The 14750-nt window shown below is 43.6% G+C and carries 18 protein-coding genes and 1 pseudogene; 10 read left to right on the top strand and 9 right to left on the bottom strand.

Features of this window, described 5'->3' with window-relative positions:
- Positions 1-44 precede the first annotated feature (44 nt).
- The 4 genes from MZ182_RS12940 to MZ182_RS12925 all read right to left on the bottom strand — a co-directional run bounded on the left by MZ182_RS12940 (position 45) and on the right by MZ182_RS12925 (position 2130).
- A complete protein-coding gene (locus MZ182_RS12940; protein WP_014610929.1) occupies positions 45-386 on the bottom strand; it encodes a type II toxin-antitoxin system HicB family antitoxin in 342 nt (113 codons plus the stop codon).
- Positions 383-637 carry a type II toxin-antitoxin system HicA family toxin gene (locus tag MZ182_RS12935; protein WP_248069775.1) on the bottom strand — a complete coding sequence of 85 codons (255 nt, stop codon included), beginning with the start codon at positions 635-637 and terminating at the stop codon, positions 383-385. Before MZ182_RS12935 ends, MZ182_RS12940 begins: the two co-directional genes overlap by 4 nt.
- 396 nt (positions 638-1033) lie before the next feature.
- Positions 1034-1645, bottom strand: a complete 612-nt coding sequence (locus MZ182_RS12930) for a mobile mystery protein B (RefSeq protein ID WP_248069777.1) — start codon at positions 1643-1645, stop codon at positions 1034-1036.
- Positions 1642-2130, bottom strand: a complete 489-nt coding sequence (locus MZ182_RS12925; protein ID WP_069453178.1) for a mobile mystery protein A — start codon at positions 2128-2130, stop codon at positions 1642-1644. Before MZ182_RS12925 ends, MZ182_RS12930 begins: the two co-directional genes overlap by 4 nt.
- A gap of 204 nt (positions 2131-2334) precedes the next feature.
- Here MZ182_RS12925 and MZ182_RS12920 point away from each other — a divergent pair.
- From MZ182_RS12920 to MZ182_RS12910, 3 genes and pseudogenes are all read left to right on the top strand, one after another.
- Positions 2335-2712 (top strand): annotated as a pseudogene (locus MZ182_RS12920) (transposase); the annotation flags it as partial.
- Positions 2713-3262: 550 nt separating this feature from the next.
- Complete coding sequence (gene rfbB / locus MZ182_RS12915) at positions 3263-4276, top strand: dTDP-glucose 4,6-dehydratase (protein ID WP_248069778.1); 1014 nt, start codon at positions 3263-3265, stop codon at positions 4274-4276.
- Positions 4277-4347: 71 nt separating this feature from the next.
- On the top strand, positions 4348-4524 hold the full coding sequence (locus MZ182_RS12910; protein ID WP_248085063.1) for a tyrosine-type recombinase/integrase: 177 nt from the start codon (positions 4348-4350) through the stop codon (positions 4522-4524).
- Between the two features lie 77 nt (positions 4525-4601).
- On the opposite strand, the gene MZ182_RS12905 is transcribed toward MZ182_RS12910, so the two are convergent.
- The 4 genes from MZ182_RS12905 to MZ182_RS12890 all read right to left on the bottom strand — a co-directional run bounded on the left by MZ182_RS12905 (position 4602) and on the right by MZ182_RS12890 (position 7404).
- Complete coding sequence (locus MZ182_RS12905; protein ID WP_014610884.1) at positions 4602-4766, bottom strand: hypothetical protein; 165 nt, start codon at positions 4764-4766, stop codon at positions 4602-4604.
- 21 nt (positions 4767-4787) lie between these two features.
- On the bottom strand, positions 4788-5513 hold the full coding sequence (locus MZ182_RS12900; protein WP_220777342.1) for a zeta toxin family protein: 726 nt from the start codon (positions 5511-5513) through the stop codon (positions 4788-4790).
- Positions 5514-5586: 73 nt separating this feature from the next.
- On the bottom strand, positions 5587-6753 hold the full coding sequence (locus MZ182_RS12895; RefSeq protein ID WP_248069780.1) for a tyrosine-type recombinase/integrase: 1167 nt from the start codon (positions 6751-6753) through the stop codon (positions 5587-5589).
- A 402-nt stretch (positions 6754-7155) separates the two neighbouring features.
- Positions 7156-7404: a hypothetical protein gene (locus MZ182_RS12890; RefSeq protein ID WP_248069782.1), complete on the bottom strand. Its 249-nt coding sequence runs from the start codon at positions 7402-7404 to the stop codon at positions 7156-7158.
- Positions 7405-7424: 20 nt separating this feature from the next.
- Here MZ182_RS12890 and cas6e point away from each other — a divergent pair, with 20 nt between their 5' ends.
- Genes cas6e through cas2e form a run of 4 tightly spaced genes read left to right on the top strand, consistent with a single transcriptional unit; the run spans position 7425 to position 9969 of the window.
- Positions 7425-7871 carry a type I-E CRISPR-associated protein Cas6/Cse3/CasE gene (cas6e, locus tag MZ182_RS12885; RefSeq protein WP_248069791.1) on the top strand — a complete coding sequence of 149 codons (447 nt, stop codon included), beginning with the start codon at positions 7425-7427 and terminating at the stop codon, positions 7869-7871.
- A 44-nt stretch (positions 7872-7915) separates the two neighbouring features.
- Positions 7916-8749 carry a KilA-N domain-containing protein gene (locus MZ182_RS12880; protein ID WP_115014238.1) on the top strand — a complete coding sequence of 278 codons (834 nt, stop codon included), beginning with the start codon at positions 7916-7918 and terminating at the stop codon, positions 8747-8749.
- Positions 8749-9669: a type I-E CRISPR-associated endonuclease Cas1e gene (gene cas1e, locus MZ182_RS12875; protein ID WP_115014240.1), complete on the top strand. Its 921-nt coding sequence runs from the start codon at positions 8749-8751 to the stop codon at positions 9667-9669. Before MZ182_RS12880 ends, cas1e begins: the two co-directional genes overlap by 1 nt.
- A gap of 12 nt (positions 9670-9681) precedes the next feature.
- Entirely contained in the window at positions 9682-9969 is a 288-nt protein-coding gene (gene cas2e / locus MZ182_RS12870) for a type I-E CRISPR-associated endoribonuclease Cas2e (RefSeq protein ID WP_346347948.1), read from the top strand.
- Between the two features lie 616 nt (positions 9970-10585).
- On the opposite strand, the gene MZ182_RS12865 is transcribed toward cas2e, so the two are convergent.
- Entirely contained in the window at positions 10586-11122 is a 537-nt protein-coding gene (locus MZ182_RS12865) for a hypothetical protein (RefSeq protein WP_248069793.1), read from the bottom strand.
- 597 nt (positions 11123-11719) lie between these two features.
- Between MZ182_RS12865 and MZ182_RS21305 the strand changes: the two genes are divergently transcribed.
- From MZ182_RS21305 to MZ182_RS12855, 3 genes are all read left to right on the top strand, one after another.
- Complete coding sequence (locus MZ182_RS21305; protein WP_014610879.1) at positions 11720-11854, top strand: hypothetical protein; 135 nt, start codon at positions 11720-11722, stop codon at positions 11852-11854.
- 168 nt (positions 11855-12022) lie between these two features.
- Positions 12023-13234 carry an NnrS family protein gene (locus MZ182_RS12860; protein ID WP_248114723.1) on the top strand — a complete coding sequence of 404 codons (1212 nt, stop codon included), beginning with the start codon at positions 12023-12025 and terminating at the stop codon, positions 13232-13234.
- Entirely contained in the window at positions 13218-14627 is a 1410-nt protein-coding gene (locus MZ182_RS12855; protein WP_248114745.1) for an ammonia-forming cytochrome c nitrite reductase subunit c552, read from the top strand. The genes MZ182_RS12860 and MZ182_RS12855 overlap by 17 nt, the downstream gene beginning before the upstream one ends.
- The last annotated feature ends 123 nt before the right edge of the window (positions 14628-14750 follow it).

Genomic DNA, 14750 nt, shown 5'->3' with positions numbered 1-14750 from the left:
TGCCAACACTGGCATCCCCGCAAAACGAGGAACAATTTTCCGTCCTACGCTGAATGTGCAATGTAGTCATTGACTGCATTTTCTACCGCTGCATTCAAACTAATGCTTTGCGATAGCGCAATTTCATTAAGTCGAGCGTGAACCTCTGGCGAGATCCGAACGTTGAATTTGCCAGAGAAGTTTTTGTAAGGCTCAATGCCACGCTCCTGACACATCTCTAAAAAAACGCTTAATGACTTCGCGCCCTCGGCTTCCAATTGAGCGACGCTTTCACCATAGAAATCCGCGCCGCCGTTTAAGCCTACGAACTCACCACGGAATGTTTCAGCGTCTGGATCATAATCAATAAAGGCTTTTACCCCGTTGATCATCATAAGATTTTTCATGCTTTCACCCCGTTCCTTTCTAACCATTTTTTGATGTTTATCACTGCGTCTTTGTCAGTTTCTTTCTGAGGATGTGGGCGGTGATATACCTGAACTTCACCAAACAGCACCACACCAATTCGAGACCCCTCACGCTCTTCAATGTCAGCCCCTAGAGCAATAAACAGCGCTTCAATATCAGACCACTTGATAGCTCCGCTGACAGGCCTAGCAAAGATAGCCGTCAACGTTCTTAAATGTTTTTTGTTCATAAAGTCTCATAATCTGTTAAATCAATAGTACTACCTTTTAGTATCATTTCAAGCGAATTTGGTACTATTTTTTAGTACCACCAATCAAAATGCATTAGCGGCAATTGCCCCCATTGATACGGGGTCTGTAGTTAGTTTGTGTGTTGTCTCCAAAGTGCGATTGCCAAGCATATGAAGTATGTGAGCAACATCGTAGCCGAGGCGGTGAAGCTCTACAGCGAATGCTCTACGTCCAGATAGCACACTTGGCTGCTCAATCCCCGCATTTTTTAGTAACGTCTCTATCTCATTAAGCGTAAAACCCCGTACTTTTAGTGCGGGGATGTAAGCGTCCATATGTGTGAGTAGAATAAAGTATCCACATTGTAATTGTATATTTAGCTCTTAACGCTTGGTTTAAGTCACATTCCCTTTCGCCTGAAGATATTGAATTAAAGGCGCATAATCGCCGGCATCAGCTTGGCGTAAGCTCGCAATGTACTCACCCCGCTCTTGGCTTTGTTTATCCAAATCTGTATTGGACCAAACTAAAGGCTTTTGTTTGAGTAGTACCATTCGTATGTAGTCCGTCATCACGCGCGAGTGACGTCCGTTGCCGTTAGGAAAAGGGTGAATTTTAACTAACCTGTGCTGTATCCGAGCCGAGAGTTCTAGGCTGTCATAGTGTTCAAACTCAATCCAGCATTTGATGTCTTCCAGTAAGTTGTGTAAATCTTGCCGGATATTCAGCGGATCGACACCAATGTTCAACTCTCGGTGACGGTAGCTGCCGGCCCATTCCCACACATCACCAAGCAAACGTTGATGCAACTCTTCCACAAACGCCATAGAAAGAATGTCATTCATGCTGGTTTTAGGCGTCGTGGCTAACCAACTCAACCCTTGTAGTATGTTGGCATTTTCAAGCTCATTAAGCTCTTCGCGAGTCGTGATGTGATCAAATTTCAGCCCGGCAACATCATCAGCATTTAGTTGGGTTGCGCCCTCTGGTTCAACAAACAGACTCATTGGTATTTCTCCTGCAAACTGACTTTCCACAAATCTCGGGTGCTGCCAGTTTTAATCTCATTGGCTAATTGAACCAGCGCTTGCTGTTGTTGCTCTGAGGTTAATTGCTGTGCTTCTAAAAACATCGATTGGTGGCTCATGGCCAAACGCTGCTTGGCCAACTCCATAGCGCGCGCTTCTATCATGTCATCAATCGACTGACGCGGAATAATCGCATAAACCAGTTCGGCATCGAGCCCGCTCGCCAGTTGTTTAAGTTGTTTGAGTGTGATGGTTTCATCGGCTTCTTTACGCTCCAATATGGAGACTTGATTACGAGAGAGATTAAGACGTTCACCTAATTGCGCGCCCGACATCCCCAAGGCCTCACGGATACTGCGCACCCAACCATTTTTCGGCGGTTTAGGCACAGATAAACCGAGTAAAGCGCTAATTTTTGCTTTGACTTGCTTGAGTGCAACGGCATAGACACCGGATTTTTTCATAATTTTGTATCTCTAATTAAATACACTGCAACGACAATAGTATCTAATTTTACATACATTATAAGGATTGTTGTATCTAATTTTTAATACACATAAAAGGCAAATGTATCGATTATAAAATACGCTACTTATTTGGCTATCTGTTTACTGGATAATGGTCGTGTCAAATTCATCTTGGAAGAGCAAACGTCTTCGGCTGCGCTAGTTTATAAGGCTGCCACCTTGAATGCGGCTGAAATGGCACTGGATGAGCTGGAGACAAAATGGGGCGATAAATACCCTGTGGTGATTAAATCATGGCGTAACAAGTGGGCGCTGCTATCGGTGTATTTCAAATACCCAGACTATGTCCGTACTACTATCTACACCACCAATGCAGTTGAAGCGGTACATCGACAATCCAAGAAGTTAACCAAAACGAAGGGCGGTTTTGCTAACGAGAACAGTTTACTCAAGCTGCTTTACGCGGGTATATTGAAGGCCTCTGAGCGCTGGACTCACCCCATCCAAAATTGGAATTTTACGCTATCACAGCTCTCAATCCATTTTGAGGGGCGCTTAGAAAACCATATCGATCTGTGAAATTAACCTGACACAGAATTATGAACAGCCTCAATTTAGCTCAAATCTAATCTGACGGAGTCGTCAGAAAAAACGAGTAATTGTCAGAGCAGATCTGAGCGTGTACACCGTTATCAACCAGTATTTGATAAGACAACAGTCGCTTAACAACCCTGCGACAGCACAATAATGAGGGCAGGGAAGTGTCTCAAATGGCCATTTTTAGCAAAGTAAATGTCTCAGCGCTAAAGTGATTTATGCTTAAGATGCTGAATTTTATTTGAAAAAACCTATAGCAATGTGTGAGTCTATTAGGGGGCACATCATCATTAGATGAAGCGCTATTGATGCTTAACCCGTTACCGAACAATGCCTGAATCGTTCACTCCTTACGGTAAGCTAAGCGTGATGTTTATCGTCAATCAATGGCACGCATGCGCCTCTGTGTTCGCTCCGCCTTGCACAGGTAGCATTCTTCTTGCACCCCGTACTTAAAAAGGTCACGTTGCTCTACAGGTAAAGTTGTATACTTTCGGTCTTTTTATTTTTCTAATACTTTGGGATAGGCGATATGCGAATACTCATTACCGGTGGTGCAGGGTTTATTGGATCGGCATTAGTGCGAATGCTGATTGAGCAAACGGAGTCAGTGGTGCTCAATTTCGATAAGCTGACCTATGCGAGCCATCCTGAATCTCTGGCGGGTGTTGCTGATAGTGAGCGCTATCATTTTGTGCAGGCAGATATTTGCGATAGGGCAAGGTTAGACCTGGTGTTGCAGCAATTCCAACCCGATCTTGTGATGCATTTAGCGGCCGAAAGCCATGTGGACCGTTCAATAGATGGGCCCGCGGAGTTTATTCAAACCAATATCGTGGGAACTTACACACTGCTCGAGGCATGCCGTAGTTATTATCAAACTTTAGGGCAAGCACAACAGCGCCGTTTTCGATTGCACCATATTTCCACCGACGAGGTTTATGGCTCCCTTGGAAAGGCGGGACTATTTAGTGAAACCAGAGCCTATGATCCTAGTTCTCCTTATTCTGCCAGCAAGGCATCGGCGGACCATCTTGTTCGCGCCTGGCATCGTACCTATGGTTTACCGATAGTTATTACTAACTGCTCTAATAACTATGGCCCTTTTCAATACCCTGAAAAGCTGATCCCTTTAATGGTGAATAATGCGTTATTGGGAAAACCACTGCCCGTTTACGGCAATGGCCAGCAGGTGCGGGATTGGTTGTATGTGGATGATCATGTTAAGGCGTTATTTTTAGTCGCCACTGAAGGGCAACTAGGGGAAACCTATAATATTGGAGGCTCAAATGAATACACTAATCTTGCTGTGGTGCAGCGAATTTGCGATCTCTTAGAAGAGTTAGTGCCCACTCATCCGCAGTCTCTGACAATGAGTGGCATGGGGTTTCGTGATTTAATACAACATGTTGCTGATCGTCCTGGCCATGATGTGCGCTACGCCATTGACGCGAGTAAAATTCAACGTGAATTAGGTTGGCAACCACTCGAATCCTTTGATTCAGGCCTTAGGAAAACGGTCGAGTGGATAGTGCAAGCGGTCTAAAAACCACCGCGTAATTGATGTCAGAGTACTTTTAGGATCTAATTTAATTTGATAAACCTGGTGCATGTAATTTGTATCGACATACCACCGCTACCGTAATGTCAAAAAATGGTGCCGACATTCGCTATATCCAAGAGCAGGTAGGCCATGCAGATATTTCGACAACACAAGTCTATACCCAGGTGACGATTGGTAAGCTAAAGGAGGTTTATCATCATACGTACCCTGCAGCACGAGAAGGGGAATGAATCTTGAAGAGTGTTGGTGATGATGCAGAGGAAATAGGAAAAGCCCCTAACGGGGCTTTATTCACAAAACCAATGAATTACACTGCCATGGATTTGGCTTCAATAATCATTTTATTCTGTGACTCAGTCGCTTTCTTGATAACTTGAGTATACACACGTTTTTTCTCTGCTGAACTTGCGTTCATAACAAAGGCTGAAAGCTTGGATGTAGTAACGTTAATTTTAGCTGTATTGGTCGACATAGATTTCTCACATAAAACAGCCTAAAAAATAGGCTCAGGTGGCAAGTTTAGCAGTCTTATTAATTCTGTGCGAGAGTATTTTTTCTTTATATGATGCTGAACATCCGTAATGTTATCATGGTAAATACGAGTGCTACCATCATTGTTCTTTATCAGTAAATCTATCTTGATTGCCGCGCCATATTTGGCTTTGACTTGCCGGACTACCTCTTGCGAATTTAAGAATTGATCGATAAATGTAGTAGGTAAAATGCGTCTGCCTTCAAGCTTTTCTCTTGCTTGGACAAACTCCCAGGCTAGTGTAGGTTCTTGATAAACAAAGATGATGAGCACGGCTCGATTTCGCTTTAGTGAGCGCTCGATATTTTTACAAGCGATATCAAAGTTTGAAAAAGTACCATCTAAGATGAAACTTTGGTTGTTGTTAAAAATTCTGTCTAGGGTTCGTTCAACAATAAGGCTGACAGCTTTCTGAAAGAGGAATGAATTTTCACCAGTGTACTCTTGGAAGAAGACTCTTAGCTCATCAGGGTCAAGCCTAATAATTCCCGTTTCATCAAACATTTCAAGAAACGCTTTTGAAGCTTCGGTTTTTCCAGCGCCAGGAGAGCCGCACATAAAAATAGACACAGGTTGTTGATCAGCTGGAAACTTGTCCAAATCGGTCAGTTCTCGAGCTATCCGAGTACGATTTGCTTTCGCATAGGTGACCGCTTGAGTTTCAATTTCTGTTTCTTGCTCTGTCATAGTCAGTGATAACGTTACCAGATTTAAACAACATGATATCAGCCAACTCAAGTTGAGTATAACTTACGGGGTTTTACAGCATGTTTTCGTTGCGCATGAGTTTATCAAATGCGTTGCCATCGCTTCGAGATGCGTTTGCAACATAAGGTGCATAGACATCAAATAATAACCGAGTATCACTGTGGCCAAGCATTTGAGATATATACAGTGGATTTTCTAGGGCTGCGATATGCAGCACTGCCGCGGTGTGACGAGTTTCATAAGCTCGTCGACGTTTCAGTCCCGCTTTAATGAGTGTCGGGTACCATAATTTTTTGCTAACAAAATGGGTATCCAGTGGCGCATCTGATTTGCCAGTAAACACAAAGCCTGACTCTGACAATGCCAAATTTTTAATGCGTTTAAAGGCATCGTATACCGTGTCACACATCTTAAGATCACGCCTAGATTTTGGTGTTTTCACATCACATACTTCACCATTCACCCAGTTTTGCCGTATGCGAATTAAGCGGTGATTAAAATCAACATGTTGCCACTCTAATCCATGTATTTCACAGCTGCGCATGCCGGTCCAAAACCGAATGATGAAGTAATCTTTCCATTCGGGAGGGACGTGGGATAGGAAAAGTTTAACCTCCTTTATCGTCATCGGATGAGACTCAGCCTTTTCTTCTTTAAGTGAGCGATAGCGCCTCAATGGGTATTCAAATTTATATTCTTCTGCCGCGAGGCTTACCATGGAGACGATGGGCCACAGTAAGTTATTAATGCGCCGATTAGATAATTGCCGGGTATTATCTGCCTTTACCATTTGCATTAACTGCTGACGATAAAAATCGATCTGCGATAGGGTGATCTCATTCATCAATGTATTGCCAAATTGTGGGATCAGATACTTATCTAAAACGTTTTGCATGGTGTCTCTATAGCTATTTTTCCACGTCGCCTTTTTGCGTTCAAACCACTGATAAGCAAAATCATTGAAAAATGGATATTCACGATCAGGATGTTTCTCACGCTGCAACTGCTCAAATTGAGCGACTTTTTTACTTTTGGGGAAATAGTCACGGTATTGAAAGCTGCCTAAGTCTATCTCAGCGTTCATTTTTTTGAGTGTTGTCTTGGCAGTTGCAAGGTTTTTAGGTGTGGCCAGCATTTTTGTGCCTTCACGAAAACGGCAGCCATAAAGATGCATGTCGAACTGAATACGCCCATTGGGGCGCACACGAATATGAGCCATAGGTGGCCTCCATCAAATAGCACTGTCCCTATCCGATGGAATTCGTTAGAATTTCGCCATCGGCTGGGTCTGGGTTAATAGCTAGTGCAGCCGATACGGGGGAGGGTGGTTGCAGCCGCTCTCTCCCAACTGCTTATTTATTAGGTTAACCGCACTTTTACATCGCGCAACTCAACCTGAAATGTCCCTTCCAATAGTTGCAGTTTGCCAACTATTGGTTAAAAACACACCTATCAATATAACTAATACTGTTTATTTGTCCAGTATTTTGTTTTAAATTGCTGCGCTTTTTAAATTGACCATTTACCAATGAAAATTGTTGTGCAATTTAGCGGAAGTTTGTTGCCGTCATTTACCTCACAACCACACATAACCGTATTCAGTTTAAGTTTGGGGGCTGACTTAATCATCGGCAAACCCATATTCATCGATATTGGCTAAATCGCCACTGTTTTCTGTGATGTTTTCGGAATGCTTATTGTTCGGTTTAGGTGCTAAATCAGGATGAGTCGTTGGCGAATAAACACGAGCGTTCTTGAGTTTATCTTCTGTTTGGTTTTCTGTCGTGTCGGTGTATTGCGCATGCGACTCTATGTCATTAACTGGAGTATCAATTTCGTCTGGCACATCGCTTGGTTGTTCGGCAAACAAATCGAGTTCTCCTTGGCGCGATGGCGTTGCTTTTATCTGCGGAGCAGCCACAGTCAACATCTGTCGCTGAGGTGATTGCTAGCAAGCCGATGCCGCAAAATATAGCCGCTGGGGCAAGGTTACGGTTTCGCTTGCGTGCTAACCCCGTTAAAGCCATAAAAGACTCTAAGCGGCTTGATAAAAATGGCGAAGCTAAAAGTATTCGTGTGCCGTTAATTCACGAAGAAGAACAGCTCAAGTGGTTGTTAAGAAAATTTGCTGGTGTTGCTGAGCTTGAAACAGCAAGGGTTTGGCAAGAGCCTGCATTATTTTTTCGTAAGCAAGATATGGGTGGTAAAATTCAACCAGTTTGTTTTGAAGGTGTACTTACCGTGTTGGATAACCAAGCTTTATTTGAGTTGCTTAGGCAAGGTATTGGCCCAGCGAAAGCTATGGGCTGTGGCTTGTTGTCGTTGGCTGCGGCCTGATGTTACTGCGCCGGGTGTAATAACCTAACTCACGGAGGATAACCATGGCAGCAAAACTCGAAGTATTGGATCAACAAATTGCGACTGATACGAGGGCGGGAATTGAGTATATCTGTATTACCGATATTGCTCGCTATAAAAACCAGAGTCATACGGATGATTTAATTCGTAACTGGTTGCGTAACCGCAATACCATCGAGTTTTTGGGAATTTGGGAGCAACTTAACAACCCCGATTTTAAACCCGTCGAATTCGACGGGTTTAAAAAGCAAGCAGGGTTGAACAGTTTTACTTTAACGCCAAAACAGTGGATTGAACAAACCGGTGCCATCGGGCTGATTTCCAAGGCGGGCCGTTATGGCGGTACCTATGCTCAAAAAGACATCGCTTTTGAATTTGCTAGTTGGATCTCAGTTGAATTTAAGCTGTATTTGATTAAAGAGTTTCAACGCTTAAAAGAACAAGAATTCCAGCAGCTTGGCTGGGATATCCGGCGTAACCTGGCCAAGGTAAATTACCTTATTCATACCGATGCCATTAAACAAAACCTGATCCCTGATACCTTAACCCCAGCGCAAATCAGTCATGTCTATGCAGACGAGGCCGATTTGTTGAATATGGCGCTGTTTGGCGTTACAGCCAGGCAATGGCGGGAGCAAAACCAAAATTCAAAAGGCAATATGCGTGATCATGCCAATGTTCATCAACTGGTGTGCCTGGCTAATCTGGAAACGATGAATGCCTATTTAATCCAGCAAGGCATTACCGCAACAGAGCGCTTGCAGCAGTTGAATGCGCTGGCCATTTCGCAAATGACGATATTAAGCCGCCAGGCGTTACCTTTCTCGAAGCTGCAAAACAGTGACGGCGGTAACTAATGGCCTTTATTCCGCTTAAACCTATACCGCTAAAAGAGCGTAACTCAATGCTTTTTATTGGTATGGGCCGTATCGATGTGAAAGACGGCGCCTTTGTGGTGATAGATGAAGTAAACGGCGAGCGGATGCATATTCCGGTAGGTTCTATCGCCTGTTTAATGCTGGAGCCGGGTACGCGTATTTCACATGCTGCGATGAAGCTGGCGGCAGAGGTAGGTACCTTAATTACCTGGGTTGGTGTGGGCGGGGTGCGGTTTTACTCAGCTGGCCAGCCGGGCGGGGCGCGCTCTGACAAATTGCTGTATCAGGCCAAGCTGGCGCTGGATGAACAACTGCGCTTAAAAGTAGTGCGTAAAATGTTTGAACTTCGCTTTGGTGAGGAAGCCCCACAGCGGCGCAGTGTGGATCAGCTACGCGGTATCGAAGGCGCACGGGTGCGGCAAACCTACCAGCTACTTGCGAAACAGTACGGTGTGCAGTGGAATGGCCGCAAGTATGATCCAAAAGACTGGGAAGCCGGTGACATAGCCAACCAATGTATTAGTGCTGCTACAGCATGTCTGTATGGCATTACGGAAGCGGCGATACTGGCCGCAGGTTATGCGCCAGCCATAGGTTATTTGCATACCGGTAAACCACTGAGTTTCGTTTACGATATCGCTGATATTATTAAATTTGATACCGTGATTCCTTTAGCCTTTCGCATTGCAGCAAAAAGCCCTTTCGCGCCGGAAAAAGAAATTCGTTTAGCCTGTCGTGATTTATTTCGCACCGATAAAACACTAAAACGGTTAATCCCATTAATAGAGGAAATACTGACCGCCGGTGAAATTACCCCGCCAGAGCCTTACCCCGATGCGCAACCGCCAGCATTACCTGAGCCGCCCTCAATTGGCGATACCGGACACCGGAGTAGCTAAATGAGTATGTGCATGATCGTAACAGAAGCGGTGCCACCAAGGTTACGCGGACGTTTGGCAGTATGGTTGCTGGAGGTAAGAGCTGGTGTGTATGTTGGCGATGTAGGGCAGCGCGTGCGCGAAATGCTGTGGCAACAAGTTGAAGGCATGGCTGAAGACGGCAATGTGGTAATGGCCTGGGCTACTAATACTGAATCAGGATTTGATTTTATTACCTACGGCAATAACCGGCGGCAACCTGTTGATTTTGATGGGTTAAGACTGGTTACCTTTTTGCCTGAGCCAGAAAAAAGCAATTAGCCAATTAGCTCTTTAACAAGCCGGAAAAATTGGTAGAAAAAAGCAGGCACTTTTTTCTATTATAAATCAGGTATATACTTTTAGTCTGTTCCCCGTAAGCACGGGGATAAACCGTCCGCGAGATACGTTTGATACTTCCTCAATCCCTGTTCCCCGTAAGCACGGGGATAAACCGCGTATTTCATTGCGGATTTTAGCGATTTGCTCCTGTTCCCCGTAAGCACGGGGATAAACCGTAGTTTTACCGTCAGGCGCTGGGGGGAGTTTGCTGTTCCCCGTAAGCGGATGAAATGCTTGTTCGAAAGTGGCGGCAATGCTGTTCCCCGTAAGCACGGGGATAAACCGCGTCGAACAATGGTGCGATTGCGCAATAGCTCCTGTTCCCCGTAAGCACGGGGATAAACCGCCGTGAGCATATCGACTTAAACTCTATCAGCGCTGTTCCCCGTAAGCACGGGGATAAACCGATATGAGCTCAACAATTATTGTCGGTGCAACTCTGTTCCCCGTAAGCACGGGGATAAACCGAAATCACCCCAAGTGATGAACAAAGTCATAGGACTAGGTATGCCTATTCGCCAGAGAGGCTGTTCATAATTCTGTGTCAGGATTTAAACTAATCACTTTCATTCAAAGAAACGGACCATACTCCTACGACACAGGATGTATCAGATTGATACCAATTTTGTTTTGTACTAAAGGATTTTTTCAATAATGGTATTACTCTATATCCAGTCAACGACTCAATATAACGTAGTCTCCCATCATCAGGTAATTTTGAATCAAAAACATCAATTAATGCACAAAATATTTTTGATGTATTTGGTTTTGTAATTTTACAGAGTTTAATTATATCCTTTTCATATGAAGTTGTAGTATCCCTGAGTTTGAACTCTATTGCTAAGGTATCTCCATTCTCCAGTTTGAAAACAAGATCTGTAGGGCCACCATTACCAAGATTTTCCTCTCTAACCCAAGTAACATTTAAACCATCAAAGATTGTATGAGCTTCTTTTAAAATTGCTTTACCGCATTGATAAGCAAATGCCAACTCTGGCATATGAAATATCCCTTGATTAGCAATAAGTGAAAGTTCTTTATCTTCCGATATTGCCGTTTCATAAATAATTTCTGCTATTCTAGTTGTTTGCATTATTTCACCTTAACCCAGGGTGAGATTATGCTTTGTAAATTCTGTTAACATTTAGCTATTTTGTTCTTAAGTCGACTTAATGCGAGATTATTGATTGATATAAATCATCCATAATCGAATGAAATTCGTTCGACTGGATAGGTTTGTTAACCAATTTAACAATGTATAATCCGGCCCTGGCTAAAGAGTAACCCATACTTGTTTGACATTGTGAATCAACATTTATTTCATCTGTCTTTAAAAAGTAGTGATGTAGTAGACGCTTCTGCCCTGTTCGATGGTTGTACTTGGATTGTCGCTAATGTTTAGTCATTTTGCATTAACGCTTATTGATGGTTGGAAGTTAGGGGGGCATCCGTAACTCGATATCTTCAATTTTGGTAACATATTTACTAGATATTGGAGTGGCATTGCTCGGTGTTTACCAAGGCTTTTCACCAATGGTAAGTGCAATAATGGTGGAGTTAGCGGGAAACCTTATTGTTTTGCATTTTGGTCTGATTTGGTTACTGAATAAGTATAACGGTGGGTCGCCTTGAACACTGTTAATTGCTCGAAATTGAATCAAATGCTAAAATCTAAGGTAAGGACATCCTTATGAGTAACTACATAGTGTCACCTGAAACGTTTATTTTGTATTCATTAGCTGGTTTTTCTGTTGCGACTTTAATGCTCGTAGCAGTAGGTTGTTTCGCCATCAGGCAAGATAAAAACAAACAACCTAATAAATAACACAGTTATAAACAACTTACCCTTGAGGGACACTCCCTCAAGGGCGTGTGTTCCTCTAAATTTAGAGAGAAACACACGAACAATGATGCTTGGCCACATGGCATTAGTTCAATATCTCCAGAACTTCCCAATGCGTCTTATCTGTCGTCTGCAACTAGGGTGAAAACTATGCTAAATATTGATGATCCTACACAAACCGAACGAACTCATGCGTTATGGCGACTAGGCTTTAGACCTTTTTTTCTTGGGGGAGCAATATTAGCTGCGTTATATATCCCTTTGTGGTTACTAACTTGGTTTACTCCTCAATATAGTTTTTTTCCTTCATCTTTTTGGAGTAAAGTATTGCCCCTATGGTGGCATCCACATGAAATGTTGTTCGGTTTTGCAATCGCAATTGTCTGTGGTTTTTTACTTACTGCGGTTCAAAATTGGACAAATCAACCCACATTAAAGGGATGGCCACTTGCGTTGACCTTTAGTTGCTGGTTGCTGGCACGATTATTACTGTTACTCCCTATTCAAGTTCCACTAATTTTGCCGGCATTATTTGATTCATTGTTCCTTGGTATGGCAAGCCTTACCCTATGGCGCTGCATTTATAAGGTGAAGCAATGGCGCAATATTGGTTTTCCGATTATGTTGTTTGCAGCACTCGTGATTAACAATGTCAGCTATTACGCTTTATTTGAACGCGACTTCATCCTTGCCAATCAAATTTGGCAGGCCATGTTATGGTGGTTAGCCTTACTTATCACCATAGTTGGTGGGCGTGTCATTCCATTCTTTACCGCGATGCGCATTAAGGCCACTAAAGCAGATCCCTTAACTTGGGTTGAATACCCGCTGATCCTGACGATGATCTTGCTCGTCATTCAATCACTCATCCACCTTATACCTCAGGAAGTCGAGCGAGGCTTACTACTCATTACAGGGCTCTTGCATCTAGTCCGATTTGCACGCTGGCTGCCCCATAAAACACTGAAAGAACCCATGCTGTGGTCCTTACATATTGCTTACCTCATGCTACCAATCAGCCTGTTGGCCATGAGTTGGTATCTTGATAATGAATATGCCTATCGCAGTTTGCTTCATCTATTTGCCATTGGTTGTATGGCGACCTTGTGTCTTTCAATGATTTCTAGAGTGTCACTCGGACACACGAGCCGAAATATTTATGAAGGCCCGAAAATGATTTTGGCATTTATCTGCCTACCGTTAGCGGCACTGCTTAGGGCGCTAATGCCAATTTGGTTTCCGGCGCACACCCAAGTCTGGTTATGGTTGGCCGCCAGTTGCTGGTTTATCGCATTTGCACTATTTGTATGGCATTACCTGCCTATTCTCACCCGCCCCCGTATTGATGGGCGCCCAGGTTAATATTGATGTTCTGACAAAAGGATACAAAGTGAAAATTTATTTAAAAACAGTCATATTGCTCAAGCTGATTGGCTTTCTCGTTATTGCTACATGCACATCTGTAGCGGCTTCTGATACCAGCAATCAACAAAAATATCCTAATCAATATCAATCTTGGCAAGCCACATCTGAACAAGTTGAGCGCGAGGATATGCTCGCAAATTATCCTGCCAGTATCATACTCTGGGCAGGATCTTCCTATGCAAAAGAGTACCATAGCCCACGGGGACACCATTTCGCCGTTGCCGATGTGACACAGACTTTACGTACAGGAGTGCCCCCTAAAGCAGGAGAGAAGGGCTTATCCGCCAGTTGCTGGACCTGTAAAACACCTGATGCGCCCAGATTGATAGAACAATTGGGATTTGAAGGGTACTCTGCCAAAAACTTTACCGATTTGGGCAAAGAGATCCAAAGTGTCGTCTATTGCAGCGATTGCCATGAGTCTGGTACACAGAAATTAGCCTTACCTCGCCCACATGCTCAAGATGCAATGGCCAAAGTTCACTTGCCATTCGATAAACAAGATAAAAATATGCAAGGCGCACAGGTGTGCGGTCAGTGTCATGTGACTTATTATTTCCGTCCAGAAAAAAGTAATGTCGTTAATATTCCTTGGATTTTTGGTAGTACCGCTGATGATATTGAAAAATATTACGACACTCGCCGCTTCTTCGAATGGATCCATCCTCTTTCGAAAACGCCCATACTCAAAGCACGTCATCCTGAGTTTGAACACTGGAGTCGCAGTAAACATGCCGAAGTCGGTGTCACTTGCATTACCTGCCATATGCCTACCCAGCAGGATGCAAAAGGTGTTGAATTTACGAGCCATAAAGTTGATAAGGCCTTACCGCACTTTGATAGTAGCTGCAGCGGCTGCCATAGCAGCAAAACCAAAATCGAAACTAAACTCGCGGCGAATAAGTTAACTATTGAAACAAAAGCCCGCGAAGTGGAAGCTTTACTCGTCAAGGCTCATTACGAAGCCAAAGCAGCATGGGATGCCGGTGCTAAATGGGAGAATATGAATGAGCCCATTATGGCGATACGACACAGTCAGTGGCGCTGGGACTTTGCCATGTCTTCACATGGTTTGTATGCACATAATCCACAAGAAGGTAAGCAGCTTTTAGATAAAGCCATTGAACAAGCGAACGAAGCACGTCATCTGCTCGCTGGAATATTGAAGCAACTTAACGTTACTCAAGTTAGCTATCCAGATATCAGTACTAAGGAAAAGGCCCATCAAGCAATAGGGTTAGTAGAGACTGATTTAATTAAAGAAAAACAAAAGTTTATTCAGAATGATGTTAAGAAACACTGGCAACCAGTTAGTCAATATGGTTATTAGTGAGATTTAGTATTGCTAGTAGGGCGTTCGGAATTCAGCATCAGGCTAAAATTAAATGTCTAAGCATGCTGTCTAAACGCCCTTTAATGTATTAGTTCAGACTAGATCTGACACATCGTCTTC

Source organism: Shewanella sp. JNE2 (assembly GCF_023159115.1).
Classification (GTDB): Bacteria; Pseudomonadota; Gammaproteobacteria; order Enterobacterales; family Shewanellaceae; genus Shewanella; species Shewanella putrefaciens.
The sequence above is the reverse complement of the archived record's forward strand: the minus strand, read 5'-3'. Positions and strand labels throughout refer to the sequence as shown.